We start from the raw sequence: 19,880 nt of genomic DNA, 5'->3' as shown, positions 1-19,880 counted from the left end.
TGAACTCGTTCCCACTCGCTCAGGCGAGTTGGGCGGTAACGTGACCATCCTTCGCGACGCTTTCGACAAACGCCTTCACCAGACACACCAGCGCATGCATGCCGGTGCGGGGATGCCTCAAACAGCAATGCACCTGTTCGCTGTGGCTCTCGCCAAGCAGGCACCACGCACAGAAGTGCTCGCAGTTGTTCGTCAGCAGGCGGTAGCGGTTTTCGCCGAGGCGGGAGCGGGCGCGGCGCACCGCTTCATCGCCGACGTAGCGGGCGCTCGGCGTCGAGCGGATCGTCAATGGATGACCGGCGGCGAAGCGGGTCAATTCCACTTCCTCCACCGGGCCGCGATGCGCCGAACCCGCAAAGCCGGCGTAATGGACCACGCGGCCATTGCCCACGTAGATGCCGTGGTGTTCGTAGCCGCGCCGTTGCGTGACGAGATGCGCGCCGATCGGCAGGTCGATGGTCGATGCTTCGTCACGACATGCGTCGCGGTCTTCGCTGCTTGCCGGAAGTGGGTTTGTGTTCATGGCTGGCCTCGCTTCAATATCCAACACTGTTGCGAGAGCTTTTGCATCATCCGGGCCATGTGCGGAAAAGCCTTTATTTAAAGGGCTGACAGGAATGGCGAGGTGTTTTGAATGGGGCGAGTGTCCGCTGTGAGCCGACAGAAAACAAACCCATGTGTTGGCCTTGGTCGATCATTTGGAGCGCTGACTGAGGCCCCCGAGCGGGTCGGTTAAGGTCCGGTATCTGAGGCCAATGTGTTGGGTCCCGCACCGATGCACACGCGCGGATGTTGGGTGCATTCCGACCTCTGCACGGCCAGTAAACGCGCGCGGCATGCACAGGCACCCGGAATCGCCGCGCTATCAACGCGTTACGAGAAAACGCGCGTGCGAGCCGCAAATTGGCATGGCACTTGCACCATTACGTCCATTCCTTTTCAATCGCACGCCCGACGCACGCGGCAAACCGGAGAACGACATGGCTTCTATCACAGTGAACGACCTTTCGCTAAATCTCGCGCTCGACCGTAAGGCGATGGCGGCGATCCGCGGCGGCGGCGGCGCGCCGTGGGTGTACGGCTGGATTCAGCCTTATGTGCGGGAAACGCCGAGCATCGGTCCGGTCGTGAACCTGTACGACATCTCGAACAACTTCTATGCTAACCAGATGATCAACACGTTCCAGTCGGTGGATGTGCGCAACACCGGCGCGAACTCGAACATCAACGTTTCCCCTGACGCACGCAGCAGAAACGATACGGTGTAGCCCTTGTGACCTGTCCGAGCCAGTTTCGATGGATGTCGTCCGCGCGTTCCGACGCCGGACGTGTCCGTGAAATCAACGAAGATGCCTGCCTCGCCCAGCCCGAACCCGGACGCTGGGCCGTCGCCGATGGCATGGGCGGGCACGCGGTCGGCGATCTGGCGAGCCGCCTCGTGATCGATACACTGAGCCGGCTCGCGCCGCCGCTCGCCATGAAAACCGGTATCGCCGACGCGCGCGCACGGCTGCAAATGGTCAATCGCCAACTGCGGGATGAAGCCGCGCGCCGCCAGGTGCAACGGATCGGCAGCACGGTCATCGTGCTGCTCGCCTGCGACCGCTTCTGCGGCTATCTGTGGGCCGGCGACAGTCGCCTTTATCTGTATCGCGAAGGGCAATTGCGGCAACTCACACGCGATCACAGCCAGGTGGAACAACTCAAGTCCCTCGGCGTGATTACCGACGAAGAGGCGCGGCATCATCCAGCGCAGCACATGATCACGCGCGCGGTCGGCGCCACGGATGTGCTCGAACTCGATGACGATGCGATCGAAGTCGCGGACGGCGATGTCTTTCTGTTATGCAGCGATGGGTTGAGCAACGAGATCAGCGATGCGGACATACTGGCGGTGCTGACCTCAGTGGCGTGTGAGCGCGCGTCTGACGAACTGGTGGAGTTGGCCATCGCGCGCGGTGGACGCGACAATGTCACCGCGGTGGTGGTGCAAGCGGAAGATCCGTATGCGTCAGAGAAAACCTTGTTGAACCCGGCGCCTTGAAAGCGCGGGCTGGAAGCGCTGCCTTAAGCAAGTTATTGGTACTCCAGGCACCTCAAGGAACGCTGGGCAGTCAAGGCGCCCGAGAGCAAGCTGGGCCACACGGCCTTCCTCAACTATCGCTGTCTTCTTCATCATGCTCGTCAGCCCCGTTTTTGCCCGGGGATGGCGCACTGCGGTTGCGAAAATCCTTCGAATGCAGGCCGTGCTTCTTCAGGAGCATTTGCAAATGCGAGCGGTTCATATCGATCCGCCGGGCCAGTTCCGCAACGGTGCCGCTCACTTCGCGAAGGCCGCGCTCCAGGAAGGCTTTTTCCGCGTCATCGCTCGCGGCGCGCTTCGCGTCGCTTAGCGACATCAGATTCGCCACGCTGATTTGCTCCTGCCCCGTCGCAGTGGCTGCATTGGACAAAGCCGCCGCCGACCCTGGCGCGGCCGGCCGCATATCCACCGGCAAATGATCGATATCCGCCATCTCCCCTGCCAGGCACGACACGCGATACATCACGTTGCGCAATTCGCGGATATTGCCCGGATACGCATAGTTCAGCAGAAAGTCCCGCAAACGCGGCGTCAATCTGACGGGCCTGCGTTTTAGCGTACCTGCGGCCTCATCGCCGAACCATGCAATCAGCAGCGGTATCTCATCGCGCCGCTCGCGCAGCGGCGGCAACGTGACGTGAATCACGCTGAGACGGTAGAACAAATCCTCGCGGAACTTGCCCTCTTCGCTGAGCTGCCGCAGATTGCGATTGGTCGCCGCGACAATACGCGTATCGACGGCAATCGTTTCATCGGAACCCACGCGCTGAATCTCGTGTGCTTCCAGCACGCGCAGCAGCTTCACCTGACCGGCCAGCGGCAACTCGCCGATTTCATCGAGAAAGATCGTGCCTGTATGCGCGCTTTCGAATTTGCCCTTACGGTCATTCGAGGCCCCCGTGAACGCGCCCTTGCGATGCCCGAACAATTCCGACTCCAGCAGATTGTCTGGAATCGCGCCGCAATTCACGGAGATAAACGGCTTGTCCGGGCGCGAGCCATTCGCGTGAATCACCTTCGCCATCAGTTCCTTACCCGTGCCGCTTTCGCCGTCGATCAACACCGGCAAATCGGTCGGCGCGGCTTTCTCGGCGATTTCGAGCGATTCGAGCAAACGCGGATTGTCGCCGAATGTCCCCTCGAAAATGAAACTGCGCTCGATCAAGGCCTTTCTACGCGCACCACGCGATTGATCGGCAGGTGCGGCGGGTTCGGCGGCCGTTGCGGCCTGCACGAAGCGCTCCTTGTGCGAGAGTTGCATGACCTCGTCGCGCAATGAGGTCGCCTGCCGCAGTAGCTTGTCGATGTCGGCACGTTCGAGCCGGGACGACCAGCGCAGCGTCGAGCGCAAAATCTCGATCCGCTCGATCAGACCCGCGTACGAAATCGCCGGGCTGGGTTCCTCTACCTGGTCGAGTATCTTCATCACGCGCTCAACTGTTTCTGGACCAGCTGGTAGTACATGCCGCCGCGCTGGATCAATTCATCATGACGGCCCTGTTCGACAATCGCCCCTTCGTACAGCACCAGAATCTTGTCCGCGCGCATGATGGTGCTGAGCCGATGCGCAATGATCACCGCCGTGCGACCCTTCAGAATGTCGTGCATGTTGCCGAGAATATTGCTCTCCGATTGCGAGTCCAGCGCCGAGGTCGCCTCATCGAATACCAGCAGACGCGGATCGTGATACAGCGCCCGCGCGATACACAGCCGCTGGATCTGCCCGCCGGATAGGCCAATGCCGCGTTCGCCCACAATCTGTTCGTAGCCGAGCGGCATCTTGCTGATGAACGCGTGCGCGTCGGCCATTTTCGCGACTTCCTCGATACGGCGCCGTTCGGGCGCGTCGTCGCCGCTTGCAATGTTCTCGGCAATCGTGCCGGAAAACAGCAGGTTGCTCTGCATCACATAGCCGATCTGTGCGCGGAAATAGGCTTTATCGACCACGCCGAGGTCGTAACCGTCGACAGTCATCTTGCCCTCGGTCGGCGCGTAAAAGCCGACCAGCAGTTTGGCGAGCGTCGTTTTTCCGGAACCGCTGCGGCCTACGATCGCCACCAGTTCGCCGGGCTTGATGTCGAAGCTGATATTTTCCAGTACATATGCCGAATCATTCTCTCCGTAGCGGAAGTACACCCCGTTGAGGCTGATTTCGCCTTGCAACTCAGGCAGCATCACGCGCGAAGGCAAATCCTGCGGCTTCTGCTCCGGCTCGATATCGAGCACGTCGCCGAGGCGTTCCATCGCCACGCCCGCGTCGTTCAGCATGCTCCATAAGCCGACGAGTCCCATCAGCGGACCCAGCACGCTGCCCATGAACGCATTGAACGCGATCAACTGACCGATGGTCATTTCGCGCGCCAGCACCAGATTCGCGCCGACCCAGAGGATCGCGATCGTGGTCGCCGCGTTCAGCAACTGGCTGCCAAGTCCGATGAGAATGCTGAAGGCATGCGCCCGATATTGCACTTCGAGCGCCTTCGCGTATTTCTTCTCCCAGCGCAATCGCACCGGCCGTTCGATGCCCATGCCTTTGATGGTCTCGACACCAGCAAGCGCTTCCATCAGAAACGATTTCGATTCAGTCGACGCCGTGAACACCTCACGCGCGTAGTTCTTGATCTTCGGTGTGGCGAGCGCGGTCAACGCCATGATCGGGATCACGAACGCGATCAGCACCAGCGTCATCTTCACGTTGTAGACAAACATGATCGTGAAGTAGATGAACACCATCAGCAGATTCAACGCGGTGGTCACCGTGGATTCGGTGAGAAAGGCGCGGATCGTCTGGTTCTCCTGGAACCGCGCGAAGATGTCGCCGGTCTTGCGTTTGGCGAAAAACGAAAACGGCAACGACATGGTGTGCTTGAAGAACTGCGACATCATCGCGAAGTCCATGTTGCGTACCATGAAATTGGCGAGATACGCGCGGATCGACGACATCAATTGCGAGAACACATTGGCAATGATCAACCCGCCAATCAGCAGATTCAGCAAGCTGACGTTCTGATGCACGATCACGCCGTCGAGAATATTCTGGATGATCAGCGGTGGAATCACGCCGAGTACCTGAATCACGAACGTGGCAAGGAACAGGTGGCCGAGAATCTTCTTGTATGGCCTGAGATAGCCGACAAAGCGTATCCACGGCGAGCGTGCAGCCGACATCTGCAAGAGATTCGGGCCACCGGTAAAGAGCAGACACGTGCCGCTCCAGCCGCGTTCGAAATCTTCAACCGTCATTTTCCTGAAGCCGAGTGCCGGATCGGCGACCCACACGTACTCCTTCGAAAGCCCGTACACCACCACATAGTGGTATCCCTCCCAATGCACGATGAAGGGCAGATCGAAGCCGCGCAATGAATCGAATGTGCATTGCACGCCGCGCGCGGTGAAACCGAGCGATTCACCCGCGCGCGCGAGACTGTCGAGCGTGGCGCCCTGCGTCGTGACGTTGGCGAGCTCGCGCAGTTTGCCGAGCGTCATTGGAATGTTGTAGTGGCGGCATACCATCGCGAGACATGCGGCGCCGCAATCCATTTCTTCAGCCTGCTCGACCAGCGCAAAGCGCTTGATGACCTTTTCGCCGAACTCGGGTTTGGTCTGTAGATCGAGCATCAACGGCAACTTGCGCCGCTGTTCGAGGCGCTTTTGCCGTTGCAATTCGCGGTCGCCGTAACGAATCCGTTCATCCAGCACTTCGCGCAGCTTCGGATTGCGCTCCAGGATGAAATGGACCGTGCGTTCAGGGATCACCAGCAGCCGCGTTTCGGTCGTTGCCACCACCGACGCCATTTGCTCCTGCCGCATCAAACAGGCCTTTTCGCCGAAAATTTCGCCTTCGCCCAGCGTCGCAAGCGTGTAGTCGTGACCTTCCTCATGACGGACGATGCGCACGCCGCCTTGCCGCACCACGTAGAGCCGCCGATCGTCGCGGCCGTCCTGCTTGAGAATTTCCTTGCCTGCGGTCACCCGTTTCACGCCGACGCTGCGCACATATTCCTCGAGTTCCGCCTTGTTGAGTTTGCCGCGCAGATCGAACAACTGCGCCACGAAACCACCGGCCGAACTGATCGCCACATAGCTCGCAATAAAGGCCAACGCCGCCTGATTGCCGGCAATCACCGGCTCGATCGCGGCGCGCGGAATGAACAGCAACTCGGTTTTCGCGGACGCCCGTACCGACGCCTCGTGCACATACGAGCGCAACATCGCAATGTCGGCGAAGATCTCGCCGGTCTTGCGTACGCCCATGCTGGTTTCCTTGCCGTGTTCCTCGGTGAAGATACGTACCGAACCCGAGCGGACCACGTAAAGACCGTCAGCCGTCTCCCCCGCCGAGCATACCGTCTCGCCGAACGAATAGAAGCGTGCCTGCGCGTACTCGGCAAGACGCTCGATCTCGTCGCGCGAAAACGGCGAGAGGATTTCCACCGAGGTGAGAAACTCGGCAGCGGAAGGCGCGGTCTGGGGTGCATCCATGGGCTTGCGGACCTCGGTTCGACTTTGCTTTGCTTTGCGTTTCGATGTTGCGTTGCGGCGCGATGCGATGCGAAATACGCGGCTAGCGCGCTTCGATCACATGCTCCTGCGCGCGCGCAATCAGCCAGCTCTCACGCAAGAGACGCCTGACTTCGGTGGCCACATCGGCATCGAGCGTCGCCGGATATTTCGCGGTCACGGCGAAAATCTCGAAGCACGAGCGATCCGCCGAAGGAAACGGCCCGAGCAGATCGCCCACCGCCGCATTGAAAATCTTCGCCTCGATGTCCGGCTTCAACGATCCGCGCAACACCTTGCCGATCACGCCGCCGGCTTCGCGCGTATCCGCGATTGAATGCTCGCGCGCCATGTCGGCAAAGCTGTCGGGATCGTCGTGCAGGTACGAAATCATTTCCTTCGCCTTGCCTTCGCTGTCGAGCACGATATGGCTCACCTCGATCGCGTCGAACTTCGGCGAATTCAGCGCGAAGTAATCCTTGATCGCGGCCTCGTTGCCGACTACGTCGAGCATCTTCTCCTGATACAGCCCGTCGGTAATGAATTCCTCGAACTCGTCGAGACTCACGTTGAGCGCATCGAGGTATTGATTCATATCCGTCGCGCGATGCAAGCCGCGCACGCGGCGGAACTGATCGGCGCGCTGCTGGATTTCGTCCGCCGTGACGGCAATGCCGTGTTTTTTCGCCGCATGCACCGTGAGCTTGTCGCGCACGATCTGCTCGATCAGGCTCTCGAACTGGCCCGTCAATTTCAGAAGACGAATGAACTCGGAAACGTCCACGACTTCTTCATCGATTCGTACTATCGCGGTCATGTCATCCGCTCCTTTAATTGACGTGTAGTCGGCGCGCTCAACCCGCCACCTGCCTGAACGGATCGAGACCCAGATCGATCAGGCGCCGTTCGCGCACCACGATTTCCGCGCTCGCCGTCATGCCATAGCGCAGCGGATAGCGGGTGTCGGCAATCTGGTAGTAGTTCTTGTCGAGCGTCACGCGGCCCTCGTACACCGGCTGTTTGTCCTGCAAGGACGGTTTGGTGGCCGGCGAAATATAGGCAAGCGTGCCGCTGATCAGCCCATAGCGCTGATACGGGAACGCGTTGAATTTCAGCTTCACGGACTGGCCTTCGTGCAGAAAAGCACGGTCGTGTTCGGCGATCTCGATCTTCAGGACGGGCTTCGCGTCTTTCGGCGCGATGCCGCCAAGCGGCGCGTTCGCCTGGATCTTGTCGCCCCGCTGCGTGGAGGTCACGTCGGTAATGACGCCGGAGACCGGCGCGAGGATCAGCAGGAAATTGTCTTTGTCGATGTTCTCGAAGCGGATTCGCGCGGCAGCTTCCGCCACGAGGCGTGCGGTCTGCAGTTGCAGACGCACCTTGTCTTCCGCGTCGGTGATGTCGCGGACGGCCGAGTCGTACTGGAGTTGCAGGTCGGTGGTCTGCTGGCCGCTGGTTTCGAGTTGCGCATTGGCCTGCGCGTATTCGTGGCTCAGGCGGAAGTCCAGTTCCGCGAGTTTCGATTGTGCGACACGGTAAGCGTTATCCGCTTCCATCGCGGCGGTGCGTTTCTGCTCCACCTGCAACTCGGCGATACCACCGCCACCTGGTTGCGCGAAAAGCCGCGAGTAGCGGTCCAGTTCCTGACGCGCCGCTTCACGCGTGCGGCGCGCATTGTCGAGCACGCTGCGCGCTTCGTCGAGTTCGGCCTTCTGGCCTTCGGCAAGCTTGCTGGTGCCCTCCGAGACGCGATTTTCGTGTAGATGGGCTTCCACTTCCATCTGCGCCTTCAGCGCGGCAGCCTTGCGCTCCATCAGCACCTTCTTCTCGGGGAACTGTTTCCAGTCGCGCTCGGCATCTTCGAGTTTGAGTTGCGCCTGCAGCGCGTTGCTCGCTGCCTCGATCGCACCGCGCGCATTCAGCCGCGCCAGCACATCGCCCTTTTGCACCGGCTGCCCCTCGGCGATGTACAGATCGGCGAGTTCGCCGTCGATCGGCGCATAGATGCGGCGCACCTCCGATTCCGGCGAGAGCGTGCCCTGCGCGCTGACGATCACATCGGCACGACCCACGAATGACCACAGCAAACCGGCCACCACCAGCGCGACCATCGCCCAGATCAGCGCACGCGCGAGCCGTACCGGCTCCGCGGTCAGAATCGCGATGCCCTCGACGCTATGGTCCTCCAGCGCCTCCGACAACGGTCTAGGGTGACTGTCGCGCTTCACGCTGCTCGCCTCCGATCAATGCCAGCTTCGCCTTCAACAAGCCGGGATCCAGCACCATGCGCAACTCGGTCAGCGAGCGGCGCTGCAAATCCGCTTCGGCTTCGATATCCGCGAGCAGGCGGTCGAAGTCCGCGGGATGATCCGCTTTCAGCTGCGTATAGATGCGCATGCCTTGTTGCGCGGCGGACTGCGCATCGGATAGCAGACGCGCCTCGCTGCGAAAGCCGGGCGAAATCCCCGCTTCCAGCCGTTGCGTGCCGCCGATCGCACCGCTCGCCCGATACTGTTTCCAGAGGCTCTGCGCGCGCAGCAGCAGGTCTTGCGCGCGTGCCAGCGCTTTGTCGTGCAACGCGGCGACGTCTTTCTGGATCGATTGCACGAACCACGCGTCTGCTGTCGGATCGAGACTGGCGTAGAACGACAGCAAGCGTTGGTCGTAATCCTTGCCGCCGCGCGTTTTCTGCAAATCGGCGAATTGGTCTAGCAGCGCTTTCTTGTGCGCCAGTTCCGCTGCGATCACATCGGACCATGGCCCGGCAGGCATGGCTTGCAAATCGGCCAGCGCCTGTTGCGCGTCGCCGTGTTGCCACGCCGCGCTCGCCGCGTCATGGCGCTGAATGACGTCTGGCGACGGCAGACGGCTCGCGGCCAGTTGCTGAAACTGCGCCTGAAATGGCGGGGTGCTGAAACGCACCGTCTTCAGCAAGGCGAGCAACGGCGTCAGTTGCCGGCTCAGGGCTGCATTCAGCACATCGGTGTACTGCCGCAGGTCTGCCCGTACACGGTCGAGGCCGGCGAGACGCGGATAGCGCTGCGCGTAATCGTCGAGGACGGCGGGCAGCGCATCGGGCTTGTCGCGCGCCAGTTCGGTGCGAATCGTGCCATTCAGGCGATCGATGGCAGCGAGGTACACCGAGTCGTCACTTTCCAGTTTGCGCAGATGGCTCAGCGCCTGCGCATACGGCTCCGCAAAAACAGGCACGTACGAGGCGATGCGGTCCAGTGCGCGCTGATGGCTTCGCGCGTCGTCGTCCCAGCGTTGCAGCAGGCCGTTGATGGTGGCCTCGTCGGTGTACATGCGGATCGGCGCGTCGACGCCGCCGCGCCCCGCCACGAAACGCTCAAGGTCGCCCACCCATTGCAATTCGCCGACCAGCGCGGAACCGTCCGCGTTATTCGCACTCAACGACCGCATCTCCTTGAGCAGCGCGTCCGCCTGGTCGAACTGCGCCTTGTGCAGCGCGTTCAGCCAGCCGGGGATTTTTGCCTTCAGCAGCGCTTCGCTCGCTAATGCGCTGACTTTCGTGTCGGTGGGATGAGCCGCCAGATAGCCGTTTGCCGCCGTCACCGCGCCGGTGTAATCGCCGCTTGCCAGCAGGTTTCTCAACTCGCGCTCCGATGAGCCACGCAGGTAGAGCGTCAGCGCCATGGCCACCAGAATGACGACGGCCGCGCCACCCCACCATGCGGCGCGGCGCGCTATCGTGTGATCGCTACCCGCAAAGGCCTTGCTGAGTTCGCCGGCAAGCAGACGCCAACGCTGCGGGCGGCCCTTCGCTACCTTCGTGCCTTGGGTCGCATGAGTGCTGCCCGCGCCATGCGCGCCGTCAGTTCCGTTCTTGCCTTTCGTGCCGTTTGCAGCGCCCGTCAGGGTGTCGCGCTTCGCCTGCGCAGAAGCGGCCTGCGCCGCCTCGTTGACTTCGTCTTCGCGTTGTAGCCCCGGGTCGACGCAGAAGATATCGAGGAACGAATTCGCGGCGCCGACAAACGTGGTCTTGTCGGTATCGGCGGCGTCGTCGATGGCGGGGTTGAGGAATGACTGGGTCACGGTCGGCTCGACTTCAGGGGGTTTTTGCAGCGTCACCCTGTAGACGAAGTGGTCGCCGCCAAATGCAAGGAGGTCTCCCTCTACGAGCGCCACGGCGGTTTCGTCGAGCCGCTTTCCGCCGACGAATGTCCCATTGGTGCTGCCGAGATCTTCAAGGTAGAGCTCGCCGCCCTTCAGAAAGACGTGCGCATGACGGCGCGAGATGTAGTTGACCTGGTGCGGATAGCGGTCCCGGTAGCGCGAGAAGACTTCGTCGGCCTTGCTGATGAGGAAGGGGAACGCCTGCACTTCGATGGGTAGGAGGCCGAGGTCGTCGCGCTGCGGCACCAGCAGCAGGCCGGGTGCGGGCGGCGCACTCGCCGCGGCGACGATCCGCGCGCGCGGTTCGATACCCACGCGATAGCAGAGCTCCCCGCCGAAGCACAATTCGTCGCCGGCACGCACCCGCGCCGGGGCTTGCCGAACCACGACGCCGTTGAGCGTCGTGCCGTTCTTGCTGCCGAGATCGGCCACATAGACGGCGCCGTGCTCCGTGAAAATCCGCGCATGGCGGCGTGACAGGCGGGTAATCCGGTCCGTGGGGTAGTCGGTAAACGGCACCTCGCTGCGGCCGATCGCGAACAGGCTGTCGACGATCCGGATCGCGTCGAGTGCGGGACGCTGCGCGGACGCAACCGGCGACAGCACCACGTCGAACGTGGCGTCCTGGGTCGCGCGCATCTCAGCAATCGAAGCTTCGCCAGCAGTCATTTTATCTGGATCACTAATCGTTTACCCGCTGCGGCGAGAACGCAACAGGAACGGAAAGAAGAACTACGGCGAACGGCGGATTTTTTAGTGAGCCGCGCAAAATCCGGCCTGTTACGAATATTAAGTCACACATGGCAAGTGTCAATTTTAGGATCGTCGGTGGTAAGGGCCATTCCTGCGTCAGATGCAGCCGGAATGCGCCGCGTGCGCATCATGCCCCGGATTAGCTCAGTGCTCCTTTACTTCCGTTTGCACGTCCACGCTCGGCCAGCCGCCGCCCAGCGCCTTGTAAAGCAACACCGTGTCGGACAGAATCAGTTGATGGTTGGCGAGCAATTCCTGTTGTGCCTCCAGCAAGGTCCGTTCGGTTTCGAAAACCTCCAGTTGCGACACCACGCCGAGGCGCAATTGCGACTGAATCTGATCGGCGACGATTTGCAGACGCGACACCTCCTGCTGCAATTCCCCTCGCTGCTCCTTGTGCGAATTCAGATTGACCAGTGCGTTTTCCACTTCCTCGAATGCGCCCATGACGGCCACGCGGTATTGCTGTTCGGCGACCGTCGATTGCGCTTGCGTGACCTTCACATGCGCCCGCACGCCGGGATCGAGTAGTGGAATGTTGATGCTGGGCATGAATCCGTAGGTGAACGACTTCAGCAGATCGGTCAGCGCGAAACTCGCTGTGCCGCCGTGGCCGGTGAGATTGATGGTGGGCAATTGCGCGAGCTTGGCCTGACCGACCAGGTCGTAGGCTTCCAGCACTCTGAACTCCGCGGCCACCACGTCGGGACGCCGCGCGAGAAGTTGCGCGGGCAAGCCGTCGGGCACGGCAGGCAGTTGCACGCGTTGCTGCAAATGCCCTTTGGGCAACTGGAACTCGCCCGCCGGCACGCCGAGCAGTGTGCACAACGCGTTGTTCGCGATAGCGCGCGAACGGCGCAGTTCGAGCAACTGATTCGTCAGGCGGTTGATTTCGGCCTGCTGGCGCAACACCTGCGTTTGCGGTACGAGGCCGTTGCGGCGTTGGCCGTCGTAAATGGTGAGAATCTGGCGGTTCGTGACGAGCGTTTGTTGCTGCTGCTCGATCTGGTCGTCGAATTGGAGAATCTGGAAATAGGTGCTCGAGACGTTCGCCACCAGCTCAAGATAGCCGGCGCGCCAGTCCGCCTCGCTGGCGTGGAATTCGGCCTTTTGCGCCTGCACGCCCTTCTCCACTTTGCCCCAGATATCGATGTCCCAGCTCACCTGCGTCGCGACGTTGTACTGTTTGGCAAACGTCTGACCCGTGGTCTTTTCGAAATCGGCACCGCCGCCGAGATCCATGGTCGGCAACGCGCCTGCTTTGGCCTCGCCGATCTGCGTGCCTGCCACGTCGATACGTGCGGCTAGTACCTTGATATCGAAGTTGTTCGCGATCGCTTTCGCGATCAGCGTGTCCAGGTAAGGATCGTGGAAGCCTTTCCACCACTCTGGATCGATGGTTGCGGCCGCCGATACCGGCGAGCCCTTCTGATCCGACCACGACGCCTTGGCGGGCGTGTCGGGCCGCTTGTAGTCGGGCATGCTGACATCGATACACGCGCAGAGCGAGAGCGCGCAGACCGTTGCGGCGCAGAGTCCACGCAGCGCCGCGGCCGCGCTGTTCGCACGAGCCGGTCGACGCTCCGCGCAGCCGGGCGACGAGGCATTGAAAAAGCGCTGACCGCCCATTGAATCAAGCAACGCTGACACGATTTTCTCCGATGACGCCGGCTACGTTGCACGAGGAGAACGCGCTATTTAAGTAAAGCATGTCTTGCCCGGCTTCACCATCGAAGCGGTACGGGAAGGTCGGCGCGGGGATCGGGCGGTGACGCTGGGGTCGTGTGGAAAGAACGATTGGATGCGAAATCTTTTTGATGCGTCAAGCTTGTGCGTCCCGCGGAGGCATGAGCGCCTCCGCGGCGGCTTACGCCGTTCAGTGCACGTTGATGTTGTTGCTCGAGCTCACGTGCGGGTCGATCGTGGTGGTGATGCCGGCGACGAACGCTGCGTTGTTGCCGTTGGCATTCTGGATGTTCAATTCGTTGCTGATCAGTTGGGTGGCATTGACCGTCTTGCTGTTGTTCGGCGCGTACACCGGCGTGAAGTTGAAGTACGACGACGAGGGATAGCCGAAGCCGCCGCGCACGGCGCTCATGGCCTTGCTGTCGAGTTGTTCGGTGATGGACAGGTCTTTGATCATCAGCGTGTTCATGGTAAATCTCCTGGAAGGGAACGTCACAGTCTTGCGGTTGGGTTCGAGCATCTTGTCTGCTCGAGTGTCACTAATGCATGGGCTGTGCCAGTTTTGCTTTCCGATCCTAAGAAATGTTCCGAACCGCCGTAAATAAAGGGCTTCGGGGATTGCAGTTCATCGCGTGCAGTGCGACGGCTACGGAGCGCCAGGTTGGAGCTGGTGGAGCGCAGCCAACAATGTGCGCTACGGTGTTGGCTTCGACGTGACACTGAAGCGAAAACCGCATCGCGCCATTACCGCATCAACGTGCAATGACGGTGATCTTCTTCGAGTACACCGGCGGATTGTGCGGTACATGCATGTCATCGCCCATCAGCAGTTGCAGCGTGTGCTTGCCGGGCGGCAGTTGAATCATCGTTTCCGTTTCACCCGCGCCGAAATGCAGATGATTGCGGTCCGATGGAATTTCCTGGTCCATCGGCGGCAGATCAGTATCGATCAGCAGATGATGGTGCCCCGTGTTCGGATACTTGACGCCTTTCGGCGCCACGCCCATATAGCGCAAGCCGAACCACACCCGAAACGGCTTATTGGCCGGCACCACCTGCCCGTCGTTCGGATAGCCAATATAGGCATGCGCGCCAGCCGGTGCCGGCGTCGTGCCGGCCGTGGCGAGATTCGGCGCGGCCAGTGACGCCAATGCCAGACACGCCGCGAGCGCGATGATCTTGTACATGTTGATCTCTCCGTCCTGACGGACCCGCTTTGAATGAACGGGACAGCTAGTCTTTTAGTACGGTGATGGTGATCTTCTTCGAATACACCGGCGGCACGTGCGGCACGTGATTCTGGTCGCCGAGAATGAGTTGCAACGTGTGCTTGCCCGGTGGCAACTCGATCCGCGCGTCGGTTTCACCCGCACCGAAATGCAGGTGATTACGGTCCGACGGAATTTCCTGGTCGAGCGGCGGCAAGTCGGTGTCGATCAACAGATGGTGATGACCGGTGTTCGGAACCGCGACACCCTTCGGGCACACGCCCATGTTGCGCAACCCCATGCGGACCCACAGCTTGCCGCCGTGAATCACCGTGCCATCCGACGGCCAGATGATGTATTCCTCGGCACCAGGCGGCGAAGGGGTTTGCCCGGCAAGCGCGGCTTCGCACAGTGACACGCCGAACAGCAGGATGAGGAGCGTGACGCGCAAAGCCGGGCGAAGCGCGGCCAACCATGCATTCGCTCCATAACGACTTTCGAGTACGCCAGGGGTGAGGACTCTTCGCATTGCGCACTCTCCCGAAGATGGGTCGTGGCCGCCTCTGCGTCAAACGCAGGCGGACGATCCGACTGGGTGTCGCGGGCGCTCGCGTGGTTCACGTGGATACGCGTGGATTCACGTGGCGGATTGACGTAGATGAGCGGCCACAGGATTAAAACGGCCGTAGTGCCCTACTTTGTGAATCAGCTTAGGTCGTAACTTGCCAAAAAGATACGCCACACTCGTTAACCGTATAACGCATTGTCGATGCGCGGACAGTTGTGACGCGCAAAGCGCGTGCTATCGTTATTCATAGGTTGTCGATGGAGAGTCGCGCGCGGCATCGATGCTGTGTGCGATCCGCTTCAAAGGCTGACGCGGGCGTCGCGGTCGTCGAAACCCTATGTTCTGTCCGGGACAAACAGGATACGAATATGTGGCGAACATTCCTGCTGGTGTGCATGGCCGGGGCAATTCAGGCGCAGTCGGGCAGTGTCCATGCCGCGATGCAGCGTGACGCCGCGGAGCATGGCGCGGGGGCTGCACGCACGGCGGCGGCGTCCATCGCGCCGCTCGCACTGCAAAGGAAGGACACGCGGCCTGCGCGCATTGCACTGGTGATCGGCAACGGCGCGTACGGCGATCACGCCGCTTACGCCGATTATGCAGACCCGCTTCGCGAGAATGCGCCTCGCGACGCTGAAGCCATGCGCGACACACTGCGTGCTCGCGGCTTCGACGTCATCATGCGCACCGATGCGACGCCGCAGCAAATGCGGGAAGCCATCAACGAATTCCGCCAACGTCTGCGGGACGGCGGCGTCGGACTCTTCTATTTCGCGGGACACGGCCTGCAAGTGGGCCGGCAGACGCTGCTCGTGCCCGCCGGCCTCGACGCACGCGCGCCTGCCCGGCTGGTTAGCGAGGGCGTCGATCTGGATAGCGTATTACAGGCAATGCGCGCGCCGCGTGCCGGACAGCTGAATGTCGTGATTCTCGATGCTTGCCTGAACAATCCTTTCTCAGCGGACGTCACGTTCGATACGGCCGCTTTGCCGGCCAATACCGTTGTCGCGTACGCGACAACGCCGGGCGGATTTGCGGCGGACGGCATGGGTCACGGCGTCTATACAGACGCATTGCTGCGCGCGCTCAACGACGCTTCTTCATCACAGAACCTTGCGGGGTTGTTTCAACGCGTCGCGACGACCGTTAACGCGGTCACCAGCGGTGAGCAGATACCCTGGATCGCGTCATCGCTTGCCAGCAATGCGAGTTTGAGCGAGCCTGCCACAGCTCGTGGCGCTAGCGCGGCGCTCATCTCCGCCGCGAGCGATGAACCCATTGCCGTGTTGCACAGCAGAGGCATTCTGCCGAAGGACAGCAGCGAGCAATACGAAATTACCTTCTGGAATTCCATCAAGGACAGCAACTACCCGAGCGATTACGAGGCCTATTTGAAGGCCTATCCCAATGGCCGCTTCGCCGCGCTCGCTCACGCACGTATGGACCGGTTGCGTGCCGCGGCTTCGGCGAGTGCGCCGTCCGCTTCGCCTGGTGCCGCACCTTCCGCGGCACCATCGGTCGCGCCGGCACCGCAAGCCCCACGGTCAACCACGCCCGCCAGCGCCGCACCGCAAGACCATCCGCGCGCCGCCGCGCCGACGCCGACGACTCCCGTACCCGCGGCCCCTACCGCGCCGGCAGTCGCGCAAAAGCCCACGGCGCATCCACCGGGCGCAGGCGAGAGCCGCGATTGCGCCACGTGCCCGATCATGATCACCGTGCCGGCGGGCGCATTCTCAATGGGCAGCAGCACCGACGACCCTTCCGAAAAGCCCGTCCATCATGTGACCATCGGCGCGCCGTTCGCGATCGGCAAATACGAGGTGACCGTCGAGCAATGGAATGCGTGCGTCGCGGCGAACGCCTGTCAAAAGCTGACGCCCGAAAGCAATACGAACAAAGCGGCGCCAGCACGCGATCTCAGCTGGGACGACGCGCAACAGTACCTGAAGTGGCTGAGCAAAACGACCGGCAAACCGTACCGCTTGCCCACCGAGGCCGAATGGGAATACGCAGACCGTGGCGGCACCACGACGGCCTACTGGTGGGGCGATCAGATGCGCAAGGGCAACGCCAATTGCAAGGACTGCGGCGAACCCTGGCACAAGGACGGCCCGGAAACAGCCGGCTCGTTCGCACCGAATCCGCTCGGCCTGTATGACATGAACGGCAGCGTCTGGGAGTGGGTCGCCGATTGCTGGCACAACTCCTATCAGGGCGCGCCCGCCGACGGCCACGCGTGGGACAACCCCAGTTGCGACATGCGCGTGATTCGCGGCGGCTCGTGGCGCGAAGGCGCGAGCTATATGCTGAGCGCGACACGCTTCAAGTACAGCGCGAGCGTGCGGCAGTCGCAGGATGGCTTCAGGGTAGTTAAAGACCTTAAGTAAAGCGGACACCGCATTCACTAAGGCGTGCGCGGCTTCGTCGTGATCGGCGCGAAATCGGCGACGATACGGTCCTGACCGAATTTGCCGCCGATCTGCGCGAGCCGCGTCTCCAGCGCACGCAGATAATCAGCACGTGATTCGCTTTCCGGCCGCGGCTTGTCGAATAGCGGCGCCGGCGTAATCAACAGCACCACCATCTCCGCTCCAAATGGCTTCGAAATGATCCACTCACCCGCGCTGCCGATCGTGGCCGCATAGTGCGGGGGCGCCTGATTGTCCTTCGCACGCGGGCTCGGCACCATGTGCACGACGCTGCCGTCGAGTTGATAGTAGTCGAGGTTCACGTACGAGTCGTAAGGGGGCGTGGTCACGTCGACGACCAGCGGATCGCCTTCGCTCAGCTGCCCGCCGGGCGGACGCACATGCAGCGATGCAACATGGCCCGCTTGCCAGTTGCGGGTCCAATAGGGGGCGAGCGCTTTGATCGTGTCGCATTTGTCGTCGGCGAGCGGTTCCACCTGCAGCGATAGCGCATCAACGCCCGGCAATGCCGCCAGCGTGTCCTTCAGGTGCGCTGCACCGTAGCGTTGTGAGACGTAGCCGCGCACCGCCAATGCGTGGTCCTGTGTCGAAGCAGAGAGCGCCGAGCACGGCACTTGTGCCAGCACCGGCGCAACCGCGGCCAGGGTAAGGGCGGGCTTGGGCGCGGGCGCAGTGGGTGGAGTGGGCGCCTGCGCTACCGGCGGCGATGTGGGCGCGGCAGGCACTGCTGTTGGCCCAGCGGAGGAGGACTGTTCAGGCGAACTCGCCTCCGCCGCGGCAACCACCGGAGACGACGCAGAGACCGCTTGATCCGCCGACGCCTCGGATGTCGCAGCAGGCGGCTGCGAGCCATTTTGTCGATTCGGTGCCGAGCGCAAAGCAAACACGCCGACAGCCGCGGCACACACCACCGCGAAACTCGCGAACCCTACCTTGACCAGGGTACCCGACTTCTCCGCGCGCGCTTCGTTGTCGAACTCCGCGATAAACCGCACGACGCTCGGCATGCGCGTGTCGCGATCGAACGAAAGCGCAGTGCGCAACGCGCGCCACTGTTTAGCATCGAGATTGGGTGGACGCTGAAGTTTGAAGTCGGAATTGCGGGCCTGCGTCGCCGACAGCCGGTCGAACGGATGATGACCGGTCAACAACTCGTAGGTAATGCAGCCGAGTGCGTAGATATCGTCGCGCGGGTCCGGCTCACGATGTTCGATCATCTCCGGGCTCGCGTACGCAGGCGTCAACGCGCCGAGCGTGCCGGGGTCGAAGACAGTCGCGTCGCTCTCCTCTTCCGGCCGCTGGAACACGCGGGCAATGCCGAAGTCGATCACCTTCACTTCGGCATTCGTCGTGAGAAAGACATTGGCGGGCTTGAAATCGCAATGCACGAAGCCGTGCTCGTGCGCATAGGCGAGCGCATTGCACATGCCGCGCACGATCGGCAGCGCGGCGCGAACCGGCATGCCCTTATAGCCGGGCGTGCGCAATAGCTGGCTGAGCGGCTTGCCGGTGAGGTACTCCATCGTCAGATAGACGATCGGTCCGTCGCGGTCGAAGTCGTACACCGCGATGATGTTGCGGTGCGCGAGCACCTGCGCCTTGCGCGCCTCGCGTTGCAGCGCGACGAGTGAGTTCGGATTGCCGCGGAACTGGACGTTGAGCACCTTGATCGCAACATACGGTTTGCGATCCGACGCTTCGAGCTTGCGCAGATCGAGCGCCTTGTACACGGTGCCCATTCCACCGACGCCAAGACACTCTTCGAGGACGAAGCGGTTATTCAGCGTGTCGCCGGTGCCTTTGATCTGATCCTGGCCGGCTGCGCCGGCAGCGCTCGCGGCGCCTGCCGCGCTCGCCGAGCGCTCCGACGGTATCTCGACGGTGGTCTGCACGCCGGTTTCCTCGCCGCCAGCTGCCACGTTCGAGACGCGCAACTGTTCGATACGCCGCCGCACTTCGGCGTAGAGATCGTCAGGCAGAGGGGCTTTGCGATGGGCAACGCCGAGCATTTCCAGCAGCTGCGTTGGACCGAGGCCTTCGGTCGTCAACGTGCTGTCGAGTTGAGCGACGAACTCGTCACGTGACAGCTCGCCGTTCTGATAGTCGCGAATCACATGCGCAAGGCTAGCCATTTGTGCGAAGCGCCGCCGCTGCCGTTGGGCCGCATCGCATGCAACCGACAACCCTCGGGCTGATAGAAAACCTGTCGTAATCAGTTACATGTGCCGCTTCGATACTAGCTCCCGACCCGCCCTTTCGCAAATCAGGAATGGCCCGCTGCGTGCATGTCCCCCGCGTGTCTTGCGACAACCAACAGAATCCCGCGCGTTGTTGGGTACGTGCCGTCAGGCGCTGACCGTCTGTAGACGATCGTGCGGCGCCCCCAACACGGCGGCGCGGCGCGAAAACCTTATGCATCAAGCGTTCGGCAACTTTCTTAGGAGCCACGAATAAAACTGGCACAGCCCATGCGTTAGTGACACTCGAGCAGACAAGATGCTCGAACCCAACCG

14 protein-coding genes and 1 pseudogene are annotated in these 19,880 nt (G+C 61.8%); 4 read left to right on the top strand and 11 right to left on the bottom strand.

Annotation, left to right across the window (positions count from 1 at the left end):
- Positions 1-19: 19 nt before the first annotated feature.
- Positions 20-523: a lecithin retinol acyltransferase family protein gene (locus tag P0D84_RS23945; RefSeq protein ID WP_408341025.1), complete on the bottom strand. Its 504-nt coding sequence runs from the start codon at positions 521-523 to the stop codon at positions 20-22.
- Positions 524-980: 457 nt separating this feature from the next.
- Between P0D84_RS23945 and P0D84_RS23940 the strand changes: the two genes are divergently transcribed.
- Entirely contained in the window at positions 981-1,268 is a 288-nt protein-coding gene (locus tag P0D84_RS23940; protein WP_054035641.1) for a hypothetical protein, read from the top strand.
- 5 nt (positions 1,269-1,273) lie between these two features.
- Positions 1,274-2,044 carry a PP2C family protein-serine/threonine phosphatase gene (locus tag P0D84_RS23935; RefSeq protein WP_408341023.1) on the top strand — a complete coding sequence of 257 codons (771 nt, stop codon included), beginning with the start codon at positions 1,274-1,276 and terminating at the stop codon, positions 2,042-2,044.
- Between the two features lie 109 nt (positions 2,045-2,153).
- Here P0D84_RS23935 and P0D84_RS23930 read toward each other — a convergent pair whose 3' ends face one another.
- From P0D84_RS23930 to P0D84_RS23890, 9 genes are all read right to left on the bottom strand, one after another.
- Positions 2,154-3,512 (bottom strand): sigma-54 interaction domain-containing protein, encoded by a 1,359-nt coding sequence (locus P0D84_RS23930; RefSeq protein ID WP_408341021.1) that lies wholly within the window; start codon positions 3,510-3,512, stop codon positions 2,154-2,156.
- Positions 3,509-6,565: a peptidase domain-containing ABC transporter gene (locus tag P0D84_RS23925; protein ID WP_408341019.1), complete on the bottom strand. Its 3,057-nt coding sequence runs from the start codon at positions 6,563-6,565 to the stop codon at positions 3,509-3,511. Before P0D84_RS23925 ends, P0D84_RS23930 begins: the two co-directional genes overlap by 4 nt.
- Before the next feature lie 82 nt (positions 6,566-6,647).
- Positions 6,648-7,400, bottom strand: a complete 753-nt coding sequence (locus tag P0D84_RS23920; protein WP_408341017.1) for a peptidylprolyl isomerase — start codon at positions 7,398-7,400, stop codon at positions 6,648-6,650.
- 37 nt (positions 7,401-7,437) lie between these two features.
- On the bottom strand, positions 7,438-8,811 hold the full coding sequence (locus P0D84_RS23915; protein ID WP_408341015.1) for a beta-barrel domain-containing protein: 1,374 nt from the start codon (positions 8,809-8,811) through the stop codon (positions 7,438-7,440).
- The gene (locus P0D84_RS23910) at positions 8,789-11,389 is read right to left on the bottom strand and encodes an FHA domain-containing protein (protein ID WP_408341012.1); all 2,601 of its coding nucleotides are present in this window, start codon (positions 11,387-11,389) and stop codon (positions 8,789-8,791) included. Before P0D84_RS23910 ends, P0D84_RS23915 begins: the two co-directional genes overlap by 23 nt.
- A gap of 228 nt (positions 11,390-11,617) precedes the next feature.
- A complete protein-coding gene (locus P0D84_RS23905; protein WP_408345933.1) occupies positions 11,618-13,102 on the bottom strand; it encodes an efflux transporter outer membrane subunit in 1,485 nt (494 codons plus the stop codon).
- Between the two features lie 247 nt (positions 13,103-13,349).
- The gene (locus P0D84_RS23900) at positions 13,350-13,628 is read right to left on the bottom strand and encodes a hypothetical protein (protein ID WP_408341010.1); all 279 of its coding nucleotides are present in this window, start codon (positions 13,626-13,628) and stop codon (positions 13,350-13,352) included.
- A gap of 283 nt (positions 13,629-13,911) precedes the next feature.
- On the bottom strand, positions 13,912-14,346 hold the full coding sequence (locus P0D84_RS23895; protein WP_408341008.1) for a DUF4399 domain-containing protein: 435 nt from the start codon (positions 14,344-14,346) through the stop codon (positions 13,912-13,914).
- 46 nt (positions 14,347-14,392) lie between these two features.
- Positions 14,393-14,896 (bottom strand): DUF4399 domain-containing protein, encoded by a 504-nt coding sequence (locus P0D84_RS23890; RefSeq protein WP_408341006.1) that lies wholly within the window; start codon positions 14,894-14,896, stop codon positions 14,393-14,395.
- A 296-nt stretch (positions 14,897-15,192) separates the two neighbouring features.
- On the opposite strand from P0D84_RS23890, the pseudogene P0D84_RS23885 reads away from it, so the two are divergent.
- Together P0D84_RS23885 and P0D84_RS23880 are read left to right on the top strand one after the other, a co-directional pair.
- Positions 15,193-16,125: pseudogene (locus P0D84_RS23885) on the top strand (caspase family protein); the annotation flags it as partial.
- Between the two features lie 249 nt (positions 16,126-16,374).
- Positions 16,375-17,325 (top strand): formylglycine-generating enzyme family protein, encoded by a 951-nt coding sequence (locus tag P0D84_RS23880; protein WP_408345930.1) that lies wholly within the window; start codon positions 16,375-16,377, stop codon positions 17,323-17,325.
- 17 nt (positions 17,326-17,342) lie between these two features.
- Here P0D84_RS23880 and P0D84_RS23875 read toward each other — a convergent pair whose 3' ends face one another.
- Positions 17,343-19,499 (bottom strand): serine/threonine protein kinase, encoded by a 2,157-nt coding sequence (locus P0D84_RS23875; RefSeq protein WP_408341004.1) that lies wholly within the window; start codon positions 19,497-19,499, stop codon positions 17,343-17,345.
- Between the last annotated feature and the right edge of the window lie 381 nt (positions 19,500-19,880).

This window comes from Paraburkholderia sp. RL17-337-BIB-A, assembly GCF_046025895.1.
Classification (GTDB): Bacteria; Pseudomonadota; Gammaproteobacteria; order Burkholderiales; family Burkholderiaceae; genus Paraburkholderia; species Paraburkholderia fungorum_C.
Note: the sequence above shows the minus strand (reverse complement) of the source record. Positions and strands in the feature narration are given on the sequence as shown.